18 protein-coding genes and 1 other RNA gene are annotated in these 18540 nt (G+C 62.4%); 18 read left to right on the top strand and 1 reads right to left on the bottom strand.

From position 1 onward, the window contains the following. The first annotated feature begins 159 nt into the window (after positions 1 to 159). From AC4D2M_RS01245 to AC4D2M_RS01170, 16 genes are all read left to right on the top strand, one after another. Complete coding sequence (locus tag AC4D2M_RS01245) at positions 160 to 1383, top strand: TadA family conjugal transfer-associated ATPase (RefSeq protein WP_490889289.1); 1224 nt, start codon at positions 160 to 162, stop codon at positions 1381 to 1383. After that, the gene (locus AC4D2M_RS01240) at positions 1380 to 2237 is read left to right on the top strand and encodes a type II secretion system F family protein (protein WP_490889287.1); all 858 of its coding nucleotides are present in this window, start codon (positions 1380 to 1382) and stop codon (positions 2235 to 2237) included. The genes AC4D2M_RS01245 and AC4D2M_RS01240 overlap by 4 nt, the downstream gene beginning before the upstream one ends. Continuing rightward, the gene (locus tag AC4D2M_RS01235; protein ID WP_490890401.1) at positions 2234 to 3169 is read left to right on the top strand and encodes a type II secretion system F family protein; all 936 of its coding nucleotides are present in this window, start codon (positions 2234 to 2236) and stop codon (positions 3167 to 3169) included. The genes AC4D2M_RS01240 and AC4D2M_RS01235 overlap by 4 nt, the downstream gene beginning before the upstream one ends. A 58-nt stretch (positions 3170 to 3227) precedes the next feature. After that, positions 3228 to 3446: a hypothetical protein gene (locus AC4D2M_RS01230; RefSeq protein ID WP_490889285.1), complete on the top strand. Its 219-nt coding sequence runs from the start codon at positions 3228 to 3230 to the stop codon at positions 3444 to 3446. Positions 3447 to 3450: 4 nt separating this feature from the next. Further along, positions 3451 to 3861 carry a TadE/TadG family type IV pilus assembly protein gene (locus AC4D2M_RS01225; protein ID WP_490889283.1) on the top strand — a complete coding sequence of 137 codons (411 nt, stop codon included), beginning with the start codon at positions 3451 to 3453 and terminating at the stop codon, positions 3859 to 3861. An 82-nt stretch (positions 3862 to 3943) separates the two neighbouring features. Continuing rightward, a complete protein-coding gene (locus AC4D2M_RS01220; RefSeq protein ID WP_490889280.1) occupies positions 3944 to 4297 on the top strand; it encodes a hypothetical protein in 354 nt (117 codons plus the stop codon). Continuing rightward, positions 4294 to 4761, top strand: a complete 468-nt coding sequence (locus tag AC4D2M_RS01215) for a pilus assembly protein TadG-related protein (protein WP_490889278.1) — start codon at positions 4294 to 4296, stop codon at positions 4759 to 4761. The genes AC4D2M_RS01220 and AC4D2M_RS01215 overlap by 4 nt, the downstream gene beginning before the upstream one ends. Positions 4762 to 4798: 37 nt before the next feature. Then, the gene (gene prfB, locus AC4D2M_RS01210; RefSeq protein WP_490889277.1) at positions 4799 to 5914 is read left to right on the top strand and encodes a peptide chain release factor 2; all 1116 of its coding nucleotides are present in this window, start codon (positions 4799 to 4801) and stop codon (positions 5912 to 5914) included. Between the two features lie 152 nt (positions 5915 to 6066). Beyond that, on the top strand, positions 6067 to 6780 hold the full coding sequence (gene ftsE, locus AC4D2M_RS01205; protein ID WP_490889276.1) for a cell division ATP-binding protein FtsE: 714 nt from the start codon (positions 6067 to 6069) through the stop codon (positions 6778 to 6780). Continuing rightward, entirely contained in the window at positions 6777 to 7688 is a 912-nt protein-coding gene (gene ftsX / locus AC4D2M_RS01200) for a permease-like cell division protein FtsX (RefSeq protein ID WP_490889275.1), read from the top strand. The genes ftsE and ftsX overlap by 4 nt, the downstream gene beginning before the upstream one ends. Before the next feature lie 28 nt (positions 7689 to 7716). Beyond that, complete coding sequence (locus AC4D2M_RS01195; RefSeq protein ID WP_490889273.1) at positions 7717 to 9252, top strand: peptidoglycan DD-metalloendopeptidase family protein; 1536 nt, start codon at positions 7717 to 7719, stop codon at positions 9250 to 9252. A gap of 115 nt (positions 9253 to 9367) precedes the next feature. Continuing rightward, the gene (smpB, locus tag AC4D2M_RS01190; protein ID WP_490889271.1) at positions 9368 to 9841 is read left to right on the top strand and encodes an SsrA-binding protein SmpB; all 474 of its coding nucleotides are present in this window, start codon (positions 9368 to 9370) and stop codon (positions 9839 to 9841) included. Continuing rightward, positions 9838 to 10209: a hypothetical protein gene (locus AC4D2M_RS01185; protein ID WP_490889270.1), complete on the top strand. Its 372-nt coding sequence runs from the start codon at positions 9838 to 9840 to the stop codon at positions 10207 to 10209. Before smpB ends, AC4D2M_RS01185 begins: the two co-directional genes overlap by 4 nt. A gap of 135 nt (positions 10210 to 10344) precedes the next feature. Then, positions 10345 to 10712: a transfer-messenger RNA gene (ssrA, locus tag AC4D2M_RS01180) on the top strand. 154 nt (positions 10713 to 10866) lie between these two features. After that, entirely contained in the window at positions 10867 to 13041 is a 2175-nt protein-coding gene (locus AC4D2M_RS01175) for a S8 family serine peptidase (RefSeq protein ID WP_490889268.1), read from the top strand. A 49-nt stretch (positions 13042 to 13090) separates the two neighbouring features. After that, on the top strand, positions 13091 to 13315 hold the full coding sequence (locus AC4D2M_RS01170) for a hypothetical protein (RefSeq protein WP_490889266.1): 225 nt from the start codon (positions 13091 to 13093) through the stop codon (positions 13313 to 13315). Position 13316: 1 nt separating this feature from the next. On the opposite strand, the gene AC4D2M_RS01165 is transcribed toward AC4D2M_RS01170, so the two are convergent. Continuing rightward, the gene (locus AC4D2M_RS01165) at positions 13317 to 14465 is read right to left on the bottom strand and encodes an ROK family protein (protein ID WP_490889265.1); all 1149 of its coding nucleotides are present in this window, start codon (positions 14463 to 14465) and stop codon (positions 13317 to 13319) included. A 131-nt stretch (positions 14466 to 14596) separates the two neighbouring features. On the opposite strand from AC4D2M_RS01165, the gene AC4D2M_RS01160 reads away from it, so the two are divergent. Further along, positions 14597 to 16738: an alpha-galactosidase gene (locus tag AC4D2M_RS01160; protein ID WP_490889264.1), complete on the top strand. Its 2142-nt coding sequence runs from the start codon at positions 14597 to 14599 to the stop codon at positions 16736 to 16738. A 70-nt stretch (positions 16739 to 16808) separates the two neighbouring features. Next, on the top strand, positions 16809 to 18533 hold the full coding sequence (locus tag AC4D2M_RS01155; RefSeq protein WP_490889262.1) for an alpha-glucosidase: 1725 nt from the start codon (positions 16809 to 16811) through the stop codon (positions 18531 to 18533). The last annotated feature ends 7 nt before the right edge of the window (positions 18534 to 18540 follow it).

Below are 18540 nucleotides of genomic sequence, written 5' to 3'. Positions count from 1 at the left end.
GCCGTGGCAAAGTTCTCCACAGGCCCTTCATCCGGCTAGGTAAGTTGATTTGGTGTGCCCTACGCTTTGAGGCAGGGAAACGAGCTTGAACGTGCATTATCAGTCTGACAGTCTCCGGCGTGCCTCTCCCGTCTGCATGCCGAATCCTTGGGGAAAACTATGGATGCAGTGCGCATTGTTGAGGATGAAGTAAGAGAACTCATCCGCCGCCGTGGCCTAGACCCGACGCTTCAAAGCGCGGAGGTGCGGCGTCTTGTTGAAGCTGCCGTAAATGACTATGACGAGCGGTCGCTCGTCGGATCCCTGCCTCCCCTCGGGCACCTCGAACAGGCCAATCGCTATGTTTTCGACGCGGTTGCCGGCTACGGTGCCCTGCAGCCGCTGTTGGATGACCCCGCCATCGAAGAAATCTGGATCAACTCGCCCTCGGAAATCTACGTAGCGCGAGCGGGGGAGTCCGAGCTGACCTCACTGACTCTCTCCGAGCAGCAGGTTCGCGATCTGGTGGAGAAGATGCTCAAAGCGTCCGGCCGACGGCTGGATCTATCATCCCCGTTCGTCGATGCATCGCTGCCGGACGGCTCCCGGCTGCACGTGGTGATACCCGATGTCACCCGTCGCCACTGGGCAGTGAACATACGGAAGTTCATCTCTCGTGCGACGAGGCTGGAGCATCTCGTTGAGTTGGGATCCCTGACGCCGCAGGCCGCCACATTTCTAAGTGCTGCCGTGGCGAGCGGTCTGAACATCCTCGTTTCCGGTGCAACTCAGGCTGGCAAGACGACGATGCTCAATTGCCTTGGCGCCAGCATCGGGCCGCGCGAACGAGTTGTGACGGTCGAGGAAATCTTCGAGCTTCAGTTTCCCCTGCGCGATGTGGTCGGCCTGCAGTGCAGACAGCCCAATCTTGAGGGTCATGGTGAGATTCCTCTGCGCCGACTCGTGAAGGAAGCACTTCGCATGAGACCGGACCGCCTGATCGTCGGCGAGGTCCGCGAAGCTGAGAGCCTCGACATGCTGATCGCCCTGAATTCGGGCCTTCCCGGCATGTGCAGCGTCCACGCCAATAGCGCGCACGATGCCATAACGAAGATCTGCACGCTTCCTCTGCTGGCGGGCCAAAACATCTCGAGCGCTTTTGTGGTGCCTACTGTCGCCTCCTGCATTGACCTGGTGGTGCACTGTGTCCGCGAGCGTTCCGGTCAACGACGCGTGACGGAAATCGTTGCACTGGGCCGCAGAGTCGAGAACGGCGTGATCGAGACGTCGACCGTGTTCAAACGGGTCGATGGTGAACTGCATGTCACTGCGTCAACCATGCCGGCGGAGGAGAAATTCGCGTCCGCCGGATATACCGTCGCTTCCCTCCTCATGCCGTCATGACAGTTGCAGTCGGTGTAGCACTTGGAGCGGGTCTGTTTCTGGTCTGGTGGTCTACGTGGGAGGTTCCCCCGCGTCCGCGGATGAGTAAGCGGCGCGCGGCAAAGGTGGAGGAACTCCTCCTGCGGGCTGGAGTGGAGCGGGTGTCAGCGGGCGGTCTGTTCGCCGCCAGTGGCGTCGCCGGGATGTTCGTATTTCTTGTCGTGTTTGTCTTCACCGGAACACCGGCTATTGCGGCCTGTTTCGCCCTCTTCGGTGGATTGTCACCTCTCATGCTGGTGCGGTGGCGCGCACGCAAACGCACAGCATCACTGCGGGAACTGTGGCCTGATGTCGTCGACCACCTGCGATCCGCGATCAGGGCCGGTCTGTCTCTCCCGGAAGCGCTGATGCAGCTTGGCGTGAAGGGGCCCGAGGAATTGCGGCCGGCTTTCCGCGAGTTCTCGGCTGACTATCGGTCGGGCGGACAGTTCGATCATTCCCTCGACAGGCTGAAGGACCGCCTGGCTGACCCGGTGGCGGACAGGATCGTGGAAGCCCTGCGCCTTACTCGCGAAGTCGGTGGCACCGACCTGGGCAGGCTGCTCGGCACACTGGCGGAATTCCTACGGGACAGCGCACGCACCCGGAGCGAACTGGAAGCCCGTCAGTCCTGGACCGTCAATGCTGCCCGTCTCGCCGTGGCGGCGCCGTGGATTGTGCTCGCACTTCTTTCAACGCGCCAGGAGGCCGTCGCTGCCTACAACACCGCGGGCGGCGCAATCGTGCTTGTCGGCGGATTGCTGGTCTCGGCGTTCTGCTACTGGGTGATGCTGCGCATTGGTGCCCTTCCCAACGATGAGCGGGTGCTTCGCTGATGGCCGCCTCCTCCCTGGCGGCCCTGGTCGGTGCGTGTCTGGGCTCGGGACTATGGCTCATCTTCGTTCGGCTGCCGATCATGCGCCAGCCCAGATTCGCTGAGCGCATCGCTCCGCAGCTCAAGTCCGTCGACGTCAGCTCCAGGCTCCTCAATGCGCAGGCAGTGACGCCCTTCGGTCCACTCGAGCGCATCATCCGTCCGGTTACCCGCGACGCCGTTACCTGGCTCAATAAGTTCAGCCCTGCCTCATCGGCTCTCGCGCGAAGGTTGGAGCAGGCGGGAAGAACCCAGACCGTCCTCGACTTCCGTGCTGAGCAGGTCATCTGGGGAAGCGTCGGGCTCGCTGCATCGACAACCATCATCCTGAGCCTGGCAGCTTCCGGAAGCTTCAGCCCAATGCTGGCTGTTCTCATTGTGTTCGGCAGTGCTGCCGGCGGTTATTTGCTCCGTGACTACATGTTGGGCGCCGAGATAAGGAAACGGGAAAGCCGGATCCTGGCGGAATTCCCAAGCCTTGCCGAGCTGATGGCCCTTGCCGTCAGCGCGGGTGAGAGCGCTACGGGTGCATTGGAGCGCATCTGTAGGACAGGGCACGGCGAACTCACGAAGGAATTCGCCCAGGTCCTCGCTGAGACGCGAGCCGGAACGCCTTTGTTGCAATCCCTCCAGCACTTTTCCAACCGTACTCAGTTGGCGCCGCTCGTGCGGTTCGTCGACGGAATCAGCGTCGCGGTAGAGCGTGGAACGCCGCTCGCAGAGGTCCTCCGCGCGCAAGCCCAGGACGTTCGAGACATGTCCAAACGGGAACTCATGGAGTCCGCTGGACGCAAGGAAATCGCCATGATGGTCCCGCTGGTCTTCGGCGTTCTGCCGCTGACAGTTCTTTTTGCCGTTTACCCCGGCATCGCCCTGATCAACCTCGGACTCTGACCAGGCAGACGTACCTTCGACTCCCTACTGAACACCACACGAAAGAGAGGAACCCAGCATGCGTAACCGCCTCATCGCAAGCTTCCTGTTCACCACCGCCGTTCTACGGACCAATCTGACTGTCCCTTCCTCAGAGGACCATCCCGAGCGCGGAGATGTCCCTGGTTGGGTGATGATCACGCTGATGTCCGCTGTCCTTGTGGCAGGACTCCTGGCGATTGCCTCCCCAGCCCTGGAAGGACTGTTCAACGAGGCGATCAGTCGCGTCAGTCGATAAGGCGGTGATTCACCGGCCCCAACACACAACGCCTCGCCATGGGCTCGCGAATGAACGCGGCGCTGCGAGCGTCGACTTCGCGCTTATCGGCGGATTGGTGACGGTACTCTTCATCGCTGTCGTGCAGCTCACGCTGGTCCTTCATGTGCGAAACACCCTGATCGACGCCGCCTCCTCCGGCGCCCGTTATGGAACCCTTGCCGACCGTTCGCCCGCCGACGCTGCTGCCCGTACAAGTTCCCTGATCGCAGGTGCGATCAACAGCACGTATGCGCAGGACGTATCGGTGAGCCAGGTCAACCGCGGAGGAGCCGTCGTACTGCAGGTAACCGTCCGGGCTCCTATCCCAGTGATCGGACTCATCGGTCCGAGCGGAACCATGGAGGTGACGGGTCATTCTGCGCTCCCTTCCTGAGCATGTCCGCGCTGCCGCGCATTCCGACGACGACGGCGGCAGCGCGGTTCTCGAGTTCACCTTCCTTGGGCTGCTCCTCCTAGTGCCGGTCGTTTACCTGGTCCTGACGGTGGGCGCAGTGCAGGGGGCATCGTTCGCCGTGGTCGGTGCGGCTGATCAGGCGGCGAAGGTCTTTGTGGACTCGGAGACAACCGAAGAGGCCTACGCCCGCGCGCAGCAGGCAGTCAGCCTTACGGTGACCGATTTCGGCTTCCCGTCCGACAATGCAGGGATCACGATCACCTGCGGCGGCACCTGTCTCGAACCCGGCTCGAGTGTTACCGTCGCCGTTGACTTGTTGGTTCCGCTTCCACTAATTCCCACCATGCCGGGCCTGAATACGTCGGCAGCCACAGTCGACTCGAGCGCCACCCAACTCGTGGAGCGATTCGGATGATGGCAGCCCGCGCACGCAACTACGAACACTCCACGGATGAAGACGGCCAGATCACGGTACTGATCATCGGCTACATCCTGCTCTCGCTGCTGGTTGTTGCGGTGGTCACCGCTGTCTCCGCCGTCTACATCGAGCACAAGAAGCTGCTTTCGGTAGCGGACGGAGCGGCGCTGAGTGCAGCGGACACGTTCTCGGTAGCCTCCATCGACGCGAACGGAGGCGAACCGGCCCCCGCACTCGATTCCGAATCCGTCTCACGGGCGGCTACCGCTTACCTTGAGCGCTCCGGAGCCCCTTCGCGCTTCAACGGGCTTGCCCTGGATTCCGCAACAGGGGCCCCGGATTCCCGAACCGCTCGAGTGGTTCTCACCGCGGTTGTTCATCCCCCGATCGTGAATTTCCTGGTTCCCGCCGGCATCCCGATTGCCGCGACGTCCGACGCACGGGCTGACCTGACGCGGTAACTGCGCCGGCAGGACCATGACGTAGTCTTGAAACACCATGGCAGATATTGATTTTTCCGCGGAGATCCGCGCCCTCCGAGCAAAATACGACTCCATTGTGGCTGTTACCGACGTCGAAGCGATCCGAGCAGAAATTGCTGAACTCAGTGAGCAGGCAGGGGAGCCGAACCTGTGGGATGACCCCTCCGCTGGTCAGCAGATTACGTCGCGTCTTTCCCATAAGCAGACCGAAATCGCGCGGATCCAAAAGCTGGCGGCCCGCATCGATGATCTGGAAGTCCTAGTCGAACTCGCTGCGGATGAGGACGACGAAGATTCCCGCGTTGAGTCCGTTAAGGAACTCACCTCCCTAAGCAAGGCCCTCGATGAACTCGAAGTCGTGACGCTGCTCGCCGGTGAGTGGGACGAGCGCGAAGCAGTCGTCACCATACGTTCCGGTGCCGGGGGAGTGGACGCCGCTGACTTCGCCGAGATGCTGCTGCGCATGTATCTGCGCTGGGCTGAACGTCGCGGCTATCCCACGCAGGTGCTCGACACCTCGTATGCGGAAGAAGCCGGCTTGAAGTCAGCAACGTTCGAGGTCAAATCTCCCTACGCCTTCGGAACTCTGTCAGTCGAAGCGGGCACCCACCGACTGGTAAGAATCAGCCCCTTCGACAACCAGGGCAGGCGCCAGACGTCCTTCGCGGCGGTCGAGGTCATACCGCTCATCGAGCAGACAGACTCCATCGAGATCCCCGACAACGAGATCCGCGTCGATGTTTTCCGCTCCTCCGGCCCGGGTGGCCAGTCGGTCAACACCACGGACTCGGCCGTGCGGCTGACGCACATCCCCACGGGCATTGTCGTCTCCATGCAGAATGAGAAGTCTCAGATCCAGAACCGGGCCGCCGCGCTTCGGGTCCTTCAGTCGCGGCTCCTGCTGCTCAAGAAGGAGCAGGAAGACGCCGAGAAAAAGGCACACGCGGGTGACGTCAAGGCATCCTGGGGAGACCAGATGCGATCCTACGTGCTGAACCCGTACCAGATGGTGAAGGACTTGCGCACCGAGCACGAGGTGGGCAACACCTCCGCAGTGTTCGACGGTGAGATCGATGACTTCATCGACGCTGGCATTCGCTGGCGCGCCAACAACCGAAACAGCGACGACTGATCACGGCTTCCGGGCGTCGGTGATAGATCGCGACACACCGCCCCCATGCCGCGCCGTTGCGCCGGCGGGCTGCCTATAGTCAAAAGAGCTGGGTGCTTGCTTCCTCCACCCATGCCCGAGCACAGGCAGAAGGATGTGGGCGCAGAAAAATCATGATCAGATTCGAGCAAGTCACCAAGGTCTACGACCAGAAGTCGAAGCCGGCCCTTGACGGTGTCACCCTGGATATTGACCGGGGCGAGTTTGTCTTTCTGGTCGGCGCGTCCGGTTCCGGCAAGTCGACGTTCATCCGGTTGGTGCTCAAGGAGGATCGGCCCAGCCGCGGCGCGGTATACGTAGCAGGACAGAACGTTGCCAACATCCCCAGCTGGCGTGTTCCGAAGCTGAGGCGCGGCATCGGCGTCGTCTTTCAGGACTTCCGACTGCTGCCGAATAAATCGGTTTTCGCAAATGTCGCCTTCGCGATGCAGGTCATCGGAAGGAGCCGGGCGGTTATCCGCGAGACGGTTCCGGAGGTACTGAAGACTGTCGGTCTGGAGGGCAAGAACAACCGCATGCCCCATGAACTCTCCGGCGGCGAGCAGCAGCGCGTGGCGATTGCGCGCGCGATCGTGAACAAGCCGGGCATCCTGCTCGCTGACGAGCCAACGGGAAACCTGGACCCCACCACCTCCATGGGAATCATGAAAGTGCTCGACAAAATCAACCAGAACGGCACCACCGTGGTGATGGCAACCCACGACGACGACATCGTGAACACCATGCGCAAGCGGGTAGTAGAGCTTCGGGACGGTTCCGTGGTCCGCGATGATGCGCAGGGCATCTACATCGGATCAACGACTACGACGGCTGCGGCCGCCGGATGAGGTTTGCATTCGTTCTCGGCGAGATCGCCTCAGGCATGCGGCGGAACCTCGTGATGGTGGTGTCGGTTGTGCTCGTCACCTTCATCTCGCTCACGTTCGTCGGCGCGGCCGGTCTCCTGCAGCTTCAGATAGACCAGATGAAGGGGTACTGGTATGACCGCGTGCAGGTTGCCGTGTTCCTGTGCGTGGAAAACTCCACCTCCGAAAGCTGCGCATCGGGACCGGTCACAGATGAGCAGCGGGCGGCTGTCGAGGCCAAGCTGAAATCCCCGGAGCTCAGTGCCTACGTTGACACTGTGGAGTATGAATCGCAGGACCAGGCTCTGGTCCATTTCCGTGAGCAGCTCGCGAACTCGCCCATCGTGGAAGCGATCACAGCCGATCAGCTTCCCGAATCATTCCGCGTGGGGCTGGTGGATCCCGAAAAGTACGAAGTCATCAGCGAGGCTTTCTCCTCGGAGCCCGGCGTTGATATTGTCAGCGATCAACGCGAGTACCTCGAAGAGATCTTCGGCTACATCAATATCGCATCGCTCGTTGCGCTGGGGATTGCCGTCGTCATGAGCGTGGGCGCGGTCCTGCTGGTTGCAACCACAATCCGTCTCTCTGCCTTCAGCCGGAGACGGGAGACAGGCATCATGCGTCTGGTAGGAGCGAGCAAGGCGATCATCCAGCTTCCCTTTGTTCTCGAGGGCGTCATCGCCGCAATCCTGGGTGCAGCCATCGCTTCCGGGACGCTGTGGGCTGTGCTCCGTTACGGCGGGGAGTGGCTTGCACGCGAATACCCGCAAATGGGCTTCATCTCCACACAGGAACTCTTGCTGGTGGTTCCCGCGCTGTTCCTTCTGGGTGCATTCCTTGCGGGTGCTTCGTCCCTCCTGACCCTCAGACGTTACTTGAAGGTTTAGGGTAGGTACTTGTGAGAACTGAGACCGTATGCGCAGCGTAACCCCTTGCGAGCTTCGACAGATTCGCCGTGCCGCAGGCGTAAGAACGCTTACTGCCCTGTCGCTGGCCACCGTGGCAGCGCTCACCTTGACGCTGAGCGGACCTGTCCACGCGGATGAGCTCAAAGATCGCAAGTCCGCCCTTGAGCAGCAGATTGAGGAAGTTCAGCAGTCGATTGAGTACCTCGACTCGGACATCGCAGAGACCATCGCGCAGCTGAAGGTCTACCAGGGCCAGCTACCGGGCGCGCAGCAGTCGCTCGCAGACGCACAGGGCCGGGTCGAAGCAGCGACCGGCGAAGTTAACGCACTGGCCCAACGCGTGCAGTTGGCGCAGGAAACCAAGAACAAGATCACCGAGCAGCTGAAGCAGGACGAAGCCGAGATGGCTGAGACCCGCAAGGTGATCGGTCAGATTGCAACGCAGGCTTACAAGAGCGGGGGCGTGCCCACCGGTCTCTCGCTGATGCTCGGCAGCAACGGTTCCGACGGCTTCGCTTCCATGGAACTGGTGGAGCAGGCGCTCCGTAACCAGAATTCGGCCTTGGAACGACTGGCCGAGCAGAACGCAACGAACGTGAACTCGCAGGCGCGCCTCGTTGCGGTTGAAGAGGAAATCGTTGACCTGAAAGCCAAGGCGGATGCCGCGCTCGCCGCTGAGCAAGTTGCCCGCGATGAAGCTGCGGCCGAAAAGGCCAAGGTGGACAAGCTCATCTCTGACACATCGACTCTCTCCGACAAGTTGCAGAAACAGAAGCCGGTCATCGAGGCCAAGCTCGCCAAGGTCGAGAACGCGCACCAACAGGTTGTTGTCGACATTGCCGAACGCCAGCGCAAGCTGATCGAAGAGGCACGCAAGCGGGAAGAAGCACGGCTGAAGGCAGAAGCCGAGGAGCGGGCGCGGATCGAGAACGAGCGTCGTGCGGCTGCAGCGGCCGAGGCGAACCGCCGCGCGGCAGCGGAGGCGGCCGAAGCCAACCGGCGTGCCGCAGAAGCAGCGGCCGCGGCCAACCGGCCGAAGCCCGCGCCCGTGGTGGTGCCGCCCCCGGTCGTCCCCCGACCGGTAGCGCCGGTGATTGTGCCTCCGCCGGCGTCGAGCCCGTCAGCGTTCGCGCTGCGCGCCCCGGTAAGCGGCCCGATCACCTCCGGCTACGGCTGGCGTCCCACCCCGCTGGGAACCATCGACTTCAACGGCTCGGGCGGTTACACCCACACCGGAATCGACTACGGAGTAGCCTGCGGAACGCCGCTGTACGCTCCCGCGGCAGGCGAAGTCTGGTATGCAGACGCCAACGCTCTCCCCGGGGCGGGCAACCGAATCGTACTGAATCACGGCGTCGTCGGTGGCAATGCGTTGGCTACCAACTTTTATCACCTCTCGAGCTATCTCGTGGGACCGGGACAGCGCGTTAGCGCGGGCCAATTGATCGGGTACACCGGCACTACCGGCAACTCATCCGGCTGCCACCTGCACTTCGAGACAGTTCTCAACGGAAGCCTGGTCGATCCGATGGGCCTCCTCTAGCGCTGGCGCTGAAGCTCACTCTCCGTGAGCAGCCGCAGACAGCCCGACGCCGTAGACTGGGACGCGTTGTTTGCTTCAGTTCTGAAGCGCACCGCACTATTGAAGGAGTTGAACCGTGCCCAAGGAAAGTGGCCGTCAGGTAGTGGCCACCAATCGGAAGGCCCGGCATGACTATCAGGTGCTGGATACCTATGAGGCTGGAATCGTCCTGCAGGGCACCGAGGTGAAGTCACTTCGGGCAGGCCGGGCGTCCCTGGTGGACGGGTTCGCGATCTTCTATAACGGTGAGCTCTGGCTCGAGGGAATCCACATTCCCGAGTATTCGCAGGGCAGCTGGACAAACCATGCCGCACGCCGCCGTCGTAAGCTGCTTCTGCATCGGGAGGAGCTCACCAAGATCTCCCACAAGATCCGGGAAAGCGGCTTCACCATCGTTCCGTTGCAGCTGTACTTCCTTAATGGGCGCGCGAAAGTGGAGATCGCCATCGCCCGCGGTAAGCGGGAGTATGACAAGCGCCAGACCCTGCGCGAGCAACAGGACAACCGTGAGGCGCAACGCGCCATGCGAGAGCGGAACCTCGGCGCATGAGCGACGTTTTCTGGGATGCGCAGGAACCTGATGACGTAGAGGAAGAATCCGAACTCAGGTACAAGCGCCCCTGGTGGGTGACCATCGGTGCCATCGTCAACCTGCTGCTGTTGTTTGCCGTGGTTCCGGCTGGGTTTCTGGCGTTGATCCCCTTCTTCTTCCTGATTTACGTCTTTTTCGCGCAGATCCTCGTCTGGATCTCGCCGATCCTGGTCCTGCTCAACATTGCCGTGTTCTGGTGGAGTTTCCGGCGCAAGCAGGCCGCGACCACGGCGCTGGCAGCCTTGGGATTGGCTTTCGTCGCGGTGTCGTTCGTTGTGCTGATGCTGTGGCAGGCCCAGATAGTGATCCTTGGGATCGAGTTCTAGGAGCAGGCATCGGGATCGGGTCCCGTAGGGAATCATTCCCGGCCCGGGTGCGTTAGAATAGACAACCCGGAGGAATCCGGGACAGCAAAATTGATTGGCACGGTTGATTGATCACGCTGGTTGATAACTGCATATGGGGATGACAGGTTTCGACGATGTTAGTCGCGACAGGGGAAGCGGGCCGAGGATACAGAGTTATCTCGTAAACGCTCTCTGTAAAACAATAAGTGCCGAACAGAAGCGCACTGACTTCGCTCTCGCTGCCTAAGCAGCGGAGCTAGTCCGTCAGCCCGGGTATGCTCTCGACCCGGATACTGGCGTCATTTAGAGGGCCACTGCTCTTGGTTTTCGTTGCAGGAACCAAGGGGACTCTTATGCAACTGAGCTCGGCAGCCACTTGTTTGCAAGATGGCTGGAGCTGAGAAAACCCGACGCAAACTGCGCCCGGAGAAGCCCTGACTAAACTGCATCGGACGCGGGTTCAATTCCCGCCATCTCCACTGACTAAGCCCCGGTTCGCCGGGGCTTTTTCTGTGTCCGCCTCAGTTTTGTGCTGTGAAGACCGGCAAGTTATGCACAGGACTACCCCCGCGGTGAGTCGATTTCTGTACCGTAGACATCATTGCGCTCCCTTCCACAACCTTCAGGACTTTCAGCATGCCCTTTCTGCGTCCAGGCTTCCGTACTCTGCTTCCAGCCGCCATTACGACGGCGGTGTGCGGCACCCTGCTGGCGGCGCCTCCTGCCCACGCTACCCCTGCGCCGACCCAGATCGTTTCCGACTATGTGGTGACGGGGCCCTTCACGGCGGACTCGGACGCATCTCAGTCCACGGAGCGCTTCATCGTCAAGTTCGAGGAGGGAGCCGAGTCGGGCAGCAGGGGACATGCGTACGGCCGGCTGGCTAAAGAGCTTGGTATCTCGGTCAGGGAGCTGCGCGAAACGGTGGACGGAGCGGTGGTGGTTCAAGCTGCGGGTGAGGTTTCGGCGGAGGGTGCGGGTAACGTCGTCGCGGTCCTCGACGCGCATCCTGACGTGGAGTACGCCGAAGAGGACGTGCTCATGCGTCCCCTCGCCACGGTTAATGACCAGCTCTACCAGTACCAGTGGAACCTGTATGAGGAGGCCGGGGGGCTTCGGGTCCCGGAAGCGTGGACGCGTTCCATCGGTACCGGCCAGACCATAGCGATCCTTGATACCGGCCACACGCCGCACAGCGACCTGGCGCGCAACAGCCTTGCCGGTTATGACTTCGTTGCCGATCCGGTCATTGCGCTTGACGGCGACGGACGCGACCCCGATCCCAGTGACCCGGGCGACGCCTGCCTCATTCCGAAACCCGGGGAGGAACCGACGAACTCTTCCTGGCACGGCACTCACGTGGCGGGAATAGTGGCAGCCGAGGCGAACAACAGCAGGGGAATGGCGGGGGTGGCCTATGGGGCAAAGCTTCTGCCGCTTCGCGTGATGGGAGCCTGCGGAGGGTTCCTGAGCGACACCGTGGACGCGCTCACCTGGGCAGCTGGTGGAACCGTGAAGGGTGTTCCGGCGAACACCACTCCGGCGCGGATCATCAACATGAGCCTGGGATCCGAGGAAGCGTGCGGTCCTACATTGCAATCGGCCATCGATTCTGCTGTGCAGCGAGGGTCCGTCGTCATCGCGGCTGCCGGCAATGAGGCACAACCCGCAGCGAAGGTTGCGCCTGCAAACTGCGCCAACGTAGTGACGGTCGGAGCGAGCAGCCGACTGGGAAACATCGCCAGCTACAGCAATTACGGACCCGAAGTAGACGTCATGGCACCGGGTGGAGACGGCAGCACCGGATCACAGAACATTCTGTCCACGTCAAATCTCGGACTAATCGATCCGTCCAGCGAGACGTACCGGTACATGCAGGGTACATCCATGGCCGCACCCCACGTCGCCGGAGTTGCGGCTTTGATATTGGCGGTCAATCCGGCTCTGAAACCGGCACACGTCGAGCAGATCCTGCGGGGATCGGCCCGGCCACTGGCCGGGAAGTGCACCGCGGGCTGTGGCACCGGCATCGTGGACGCCGGTGCTGCGCTCAGGCAGGCGGCAGGCGTTACCTACTCGCCATCCCTCCACAGCCCCGCCGATGTGGTCGCCGCCGATTCCGCCGGCACCCTGTGGACGTACCCGTCAAACGGCACCGGCGGCCTCCTGAGGCGGGCGAGCATCGGCAGCGGATGGGGATCCCTGAAAACCGGGTTCGTCACCGACTGGAACCAGGACGGCGTACTGGACATCATCGCCCAGTGGAAGGACGGACGTCTAAGCCACTACGCAGGAAAGTACGAGGGAGGGTTCGCGCCGGCTCAATCCATTGGACATGGCTGGGGTGGCTACTTCGTGACTGTTGGAAAGTGGCGTTCGGGAGACCGGTACCCAGGGATTGTCGCTACGGATCCCACCGGCGCGCTGTGGTTCTACGGAAACGCTGCGGGGGGAGGGCTGAGCCCCAGGACCGGTATCGGCACAGGCTGGCAGGGCCTGTACCTGACGATGACGGACTTCGACGGGGACTCCCGCATGGACATCCTCGCGAAGAAATCCGACGGGAAGCTTGTTCAGTACCGGTCGGACGGAAGCGGTCGCTTCGTCCCGGAGCCACGCAGGACGGTCGGAAGCGGATGGCAGAGCATCGACTCGGTGGCGAATCTGCCGGGCTTCGGGGGGATCGGTCAGCAGGGTTTGATGACCAGGCTCACCGACGGCCGACTCGCCTACTATCCGTTCGCCGGCGGCCGCTGGGGCAGCAGATCCGTCATCGGGTCCGGATGGAGCAGCTACAACCTCTTCCGCTGATCGAGGCCTGGCCCGCTTACCGGGGAACCAGCAACCGTAGACTGTCCGTGTGAGCTGGATGAATGATCGCCCGTCGTGGTTGCCTCCGTTGCCGCCTCCACACCGTGGCCGGGCATTGATCACGGTCGGTCTTGTGCTCGTGGTCGGCACGTTCGTCTACTTTTTCGTGATGAGTTACCTGGGTGGCACGCACACCCTGTACACGTTGCTTCCGCTCGCCACCGGGCTGCTCTGCCTGATCGTGGGACTGACGAGGCGAAACGAAGGTCGATAGCTCAGCGGTTTCGCCCCAGTATCGAGCTCTGGATAGCCACGGCCGCAGCTCCCCTTGCCCATTGGCCGAAGTCGGTCGGCTCACGCACCAGCCTCACCGGTGCGGCTTCGGCATCCCGGTGCTCAAGAATCGACGCTGTGATCTCCTCCGATGCAACATCCGCCAGGGCAACACCTTCGCCGGAGAGGACCACAAGGTTCACCATAGTGAGGTTGGCGACGGCGGCAACGAGTACGCCGAGGGCGGTACCTGCGCTCTTCACCACCAGGGAAGCCACCCTGTCGCCGTTTTTCGCCAAGTCAAGGATTTCTTCATAGCTGCAGTCCTCGTCAGTGGCTATTCTGAACTGGCCGCAAATGCCTCCCCAAGTGAGGACGGCATCTGCGCATCCCCGGTGCCCCTCCCGGCACAGCGGTCCTGATGAAGCTACCGGATAGTGCCCCACCAGCCCGAGCCCCGCGTCCACCGGAGCGACGACGCGATCATTGATCACGAGGCCGTAGCCCACGCCGGCGCCGATGGTGAGCACCGCAAAACTGCTGATCCCCCTGCCCGCTCCGAACCACTGCTCTCCCACGGTGAGGGCAACGACGTCGTTCTCCACAGTGACCGGCACACCGGTGCGTTCCCGGACGAGATGACCCAGCGGCACATTCCGCCAGCGCAGGAACGGCGCGCGCACCACCGTGCCGTCGTCGCATACCTTGCCGCCGAGACTGATGCCGATTCCGTCTACCGCATTACCGTCATTACCGTCGGACAACCCGTCGACGACGGCGGCAACTGCGTCCACGACCTCATCTACAGCTGCGCTGCCGAGTAGCTCCTGTGCTGTAGCGACGGGTTGGCATTTCAGGTCCGTCGCTACCCCGCAGGCGGCATCGCCGGTCAGCTTGATTCCGATGAACCTGTGGGTTCCACCCGGCACTTCGAGGGGCCTGGTTGGCCGGCCGACGCCGCCTTCAAGAATCTCGCGGCCCTCCTGCAGGATTCCGGCCTCGATCAACGGCTTACTCAGACGGGTGAGGCTTGCGACCGAGAGTCCGAGACGCCGGGACAGTTCTCCCCGGGACAGGGGACCGCCGATCAGGACCTCCCTCGCGAGCAGGCGGGAAGGGCTATCGCGAGGGAGGGACGCGACTACGTTCACGGTGTTCCTTCCGTCGCGGAAATGATTTCGTCCTGAAACATACTATGCCCAGAGATGGCGCTCCGTCCTGCGGATTACCAGCCCGACCGCACCAATTGACGCTCCATTCGTTCTACGGTAAAAACTATTGAATGCAGCAGCCAGGCACCGTCCACCTTTCCCGCGCCAACACGAGCGTGCTTCTCGATACCACCACCGCTGGATTCCCCACCATCCTCTACTGGGGACCGGCCTATGGCGAGATCCCGGCCTCCGAGCTCGAGTCTCTGGCAGCCGCATCCGTCCCACAGCGCGTATCCGGCAGCATTGATGAACCCGCCCGTCTCTCCCTGGTTCCGCTGGAAGCGCACGGATGGCAGGGCACCCCGGCGTTCACAGGCCACCGCCGCGGAGGTTTCCTCACGCCTGCCTTCCGGGTCGCGGAGCTCGATGCAGATGACCACCAGCTGAGAGTGACAGCCCACGACGACGACGCCGGCCTCACCCTGACGGTTCGGCTCACCCTGACTGCGGCTGGTCTCCTCCACCAACGGTTGGCCGTTACGAATACCGGCGCCGAAGATTACGAAGTGCGTTCCCTCCTTGCGGTCTTCCCGCTCCCCGCGAGTGCGCAGGAGATTCTTGATCACACTGGCCGCCACCTGCGGGAGCGTTCACCCCAGCGCCATAACCTCACCACCGGCTCCTATCACCGCGAGAGCAGGCGGGGCCGTCCCGGTGCTGACGCGACCGTGCTCGTGGCTGCGGGAGAGAGAGCGTTCGGCTTCGAGCAGGGTCTGGTTCACGCCGTCCATGCGGCCTGGAGTGGAAATCACCAGTACATTGCCGAGCAGACTCCCTCCGGGGAGAAGTTTCTGGCATGCGGTGAGCTGCTGCTGCCTCAGGAGATGACCCTTGCTCCCGGAGCGACCTACATTGCGCCGGACGCCTTTGGTTCCTGGGGCAACGGGCTGAACGAACTCGCGTCCCGCTTCCACTCCGAGTTTCGAAACCGGCCGGAACATCCGGTACGGCCGCGACCGGTCACTCTCAACACATGGGAAGCCGTCTATTTCGACCACAACCTGTCCACCCTGAAAGCCCTCGCGGACAGGGCAGCCCAGGCGGGGATAGAACGGTACGTACTCGACGACGGCTGGTTCGCTGGTCGCCGGAATGACACCGCCGGACTGGGGGACTGGTTCGTTGACGAGACAGTATGGCCGGAGGGACTCACGCCGCTCATTGAGCATGTGAACGCCCTGGGGATGGAGTTCGGTCTCTGGTTCGAACCTGAAATGGTGAACCCGGACTCGAAGCTCGCCCGCAACCATCCCGAGTGGATCGTGCAGTCCCCGGGCAGGCTTCCCGTCGCAGCCCGGCAGCAGCAGGTGCTCAACCTTGCCAATCCCGACGCGTACAACCACATCCTGACGTGCATCGACGACGTCCTCAACGCAAACAACATCGCCTACATCAAGTGGGACCACAACCGCGACCTGCTGGAGGCCAGCGACGCAACCAGCGGTGCCGCCGTCGTGCATTCCAATGTCGAGGCGGTCTACCGGCTCATGGCCGAGCTGAAGGGGCGCCACCCGGGGCTGGAAATCGAATCCTGTGCCTCGGGCGGCGCGCGGGTGGACATGGGGATCCTGCGTCACACTGACCGTATCTGGACGAGTGACTGCATTGACCCCATCGAGCGGCTCGTGAACCAGAAGCACACAGGGCTGCTCGTCCCGCCGGAGCTGATGGGCATGCACGTGGGCGGTCCCCGTTCACACTCCACCGGCCGTACCCACACGCTCTCATTCCGTGTCGCTACCGCCATTTTCGGGCACTTCGGTGTCGAATGGGATATCTCCGGGCTCAACGACGATGAGCTGGACCAGCTCGCTTCCTGGGTTGAGCTGCACAAACAGTGGCGGGACGTGCTTCATAGCGGCACCACCGTGCACGCGGACCTTCCGGACCCCTCAATGGACCTGCGCGGCGTCGTTGCCCGCGACCGGCAGAGCGCTTTGTACGGCTATTCACTCACCGGTTCCAGTGCGTCCTACCCTCCCGGGAGGATCACTTTCCCCGGGCTGGACCCCTCGGTGACCTACACCATCGCACCGGCATCCTTCGACTACGCAGACCAGGGCCAATCCGGCCTCGCCTGGGCCGAAGCAGCGCGTTCCGGCACACCCCTTGCCATGAGCGGCCGGCTTCTGGGCGCACTCGGCGTGCACGCGCCGGTGATCTTCCCGGAACAGTCCGTTCTGATCGAAGTCCGGGCGCACTCGGTTTAGGGAAACTGCGCCCGGTGTACCTTTTCGCCCGGCGATGGGTAGTCTCGGGCGTGTCGAGAGGACCAACCACATGAGCCCAAGTACAGAGAACCCGGCAGCCGAACCCGCCTGGTGGACAAGCGCCGTTGTCTACCAGGTCTACCCCCGCAGCTTTGCTGACTCCGACGGCGACGGAGTCGGTGACCTCGGCGGGATCGTCAGCAAGCTGGACCACCTTGAGGAACTCGGCGTGGACGTGGTGTGGCTGTCCCCGATCTACTCCTCGCCGCAACACGACAACGGCTACGACATCAGCGATTACCAGCAGATCGATCCGACCTTCGGCACGCTTGAGCAGTTCGACGAACTCCTGCAGGGCGTGCACGGCCGGGGGATGAAACTCGTCATGGACCTCGTGGTCAACCACACGTCCAGCCAGCATCCCTGGTTCGTTGAATCCTCTTCGTCGACCGATAACCCCAAACGGGACTGGTACTGGTGGCGGGATGCCCGTGAGGGCTTCGAGGTCGGCGAGAAGGGCGCCGAACCCACCAACTGGGGCTCAGCGTTCAGCGGTCCGAGCTGGACGCTGGACCCCACCACGAACCAGTACTACCTGCACCTGTTCGCACCGGAGCAGCCGGACCTGAACTGGGAGAACCCCGAGGTGCGCCGGGCGGTTTACGCGATGATGAATTGGTGGCTGGACCGCGGCGTCGACGGTTTCCGCATGGACGTCATCAATTTCATCTCCAAAGACCCCGCCCTGCCCGACGGGCCGGTACCGACCGGAAGGTTATGGGGCGACGGCTCACGGTATTTCGTTTCGGGTCCGCGGATTCATGAGTACCTCCAGGAGATGCACCGCGAGGTTTTCGATGGTCGCGAGTCAGGTCTGATCACAGTTGGTGAGATGCCCGGCGTCACCATCGACGAGGCGAAACTCTTCACGGATCCCTCCCGGCGAGAAGTGGACATGGTGTTCCAGTTCGAGCACGTCGGTCTCGACCACGGGGAGGGCGGCAAGTGGGACTATAAGGGACTGGACCTCCGTGACCTGAAGACCTCGTGGAACAGGTGGCAGAAGGGTCTGGCCGAAACGGGCTGGAACAGCCTGTACCTGAACAACCACGACCAGCCGCGAGTGGTTTCCCGGTTCGGCAACGACGGCGCCTACCGGTACGAGTCCGCCACCCTCTGGGCCGCTTTGCTCCACCTGCACCGGGGTACGCCGTACGTTTATCAGGGCGAAGAAATCGGCATGACCAACGCACCCTTCGAGACCGTCGACGACTTCCGCGACGTCGAGTCCATCAATCACTTCTACGAGGCAACAGGGCCATTGGGCCACGAGCCCGAGGAGGTGCTGCGGAACCTGCGCATCATGAGCCGGGACAACGCGCGTACGCCCGTGCAGTGGACGGCGGCGGAGCACGCCGGGTTCACGAGTGGTACACCGTGGATCGGGGTCAACCCGAATCACACTTTGGTCAATGCCGAGACCGACCGTGCTGCGGAGAACTCGGTGTTTCGGTTCTACCAGCAGCTCATCGAACTCCGGCACAAGAACGAGACGGTCCGTCTGGGCCGGTTCGCGATGCTTGCCGAGGATCATCCCACCCTGTACGCGTTCACCCGTTCACACCAGGGCACCACTCTCCTGGTCCTCGGGAATGTCTCCGGCGCCACGATGGCTCTGCCGGACGAGCCATCGCTCACAAACTCCGCACAAGGTGGAATGCTGATCCTTGGGAATTACGACGGAGAGCTGACCCCCGAGTTCCGGCCCTGGGAAGTGCGCATCCTCCAGCTGTGAAACCTGC

It is taken from the genome of Arthrobacter sp. TJ-270, from assembly GCF_058269075.1.
Note: the sequence above shows the minus strand (reverse complement) of the source record. Positions and strands in the feature narration are given on the sequence as shown.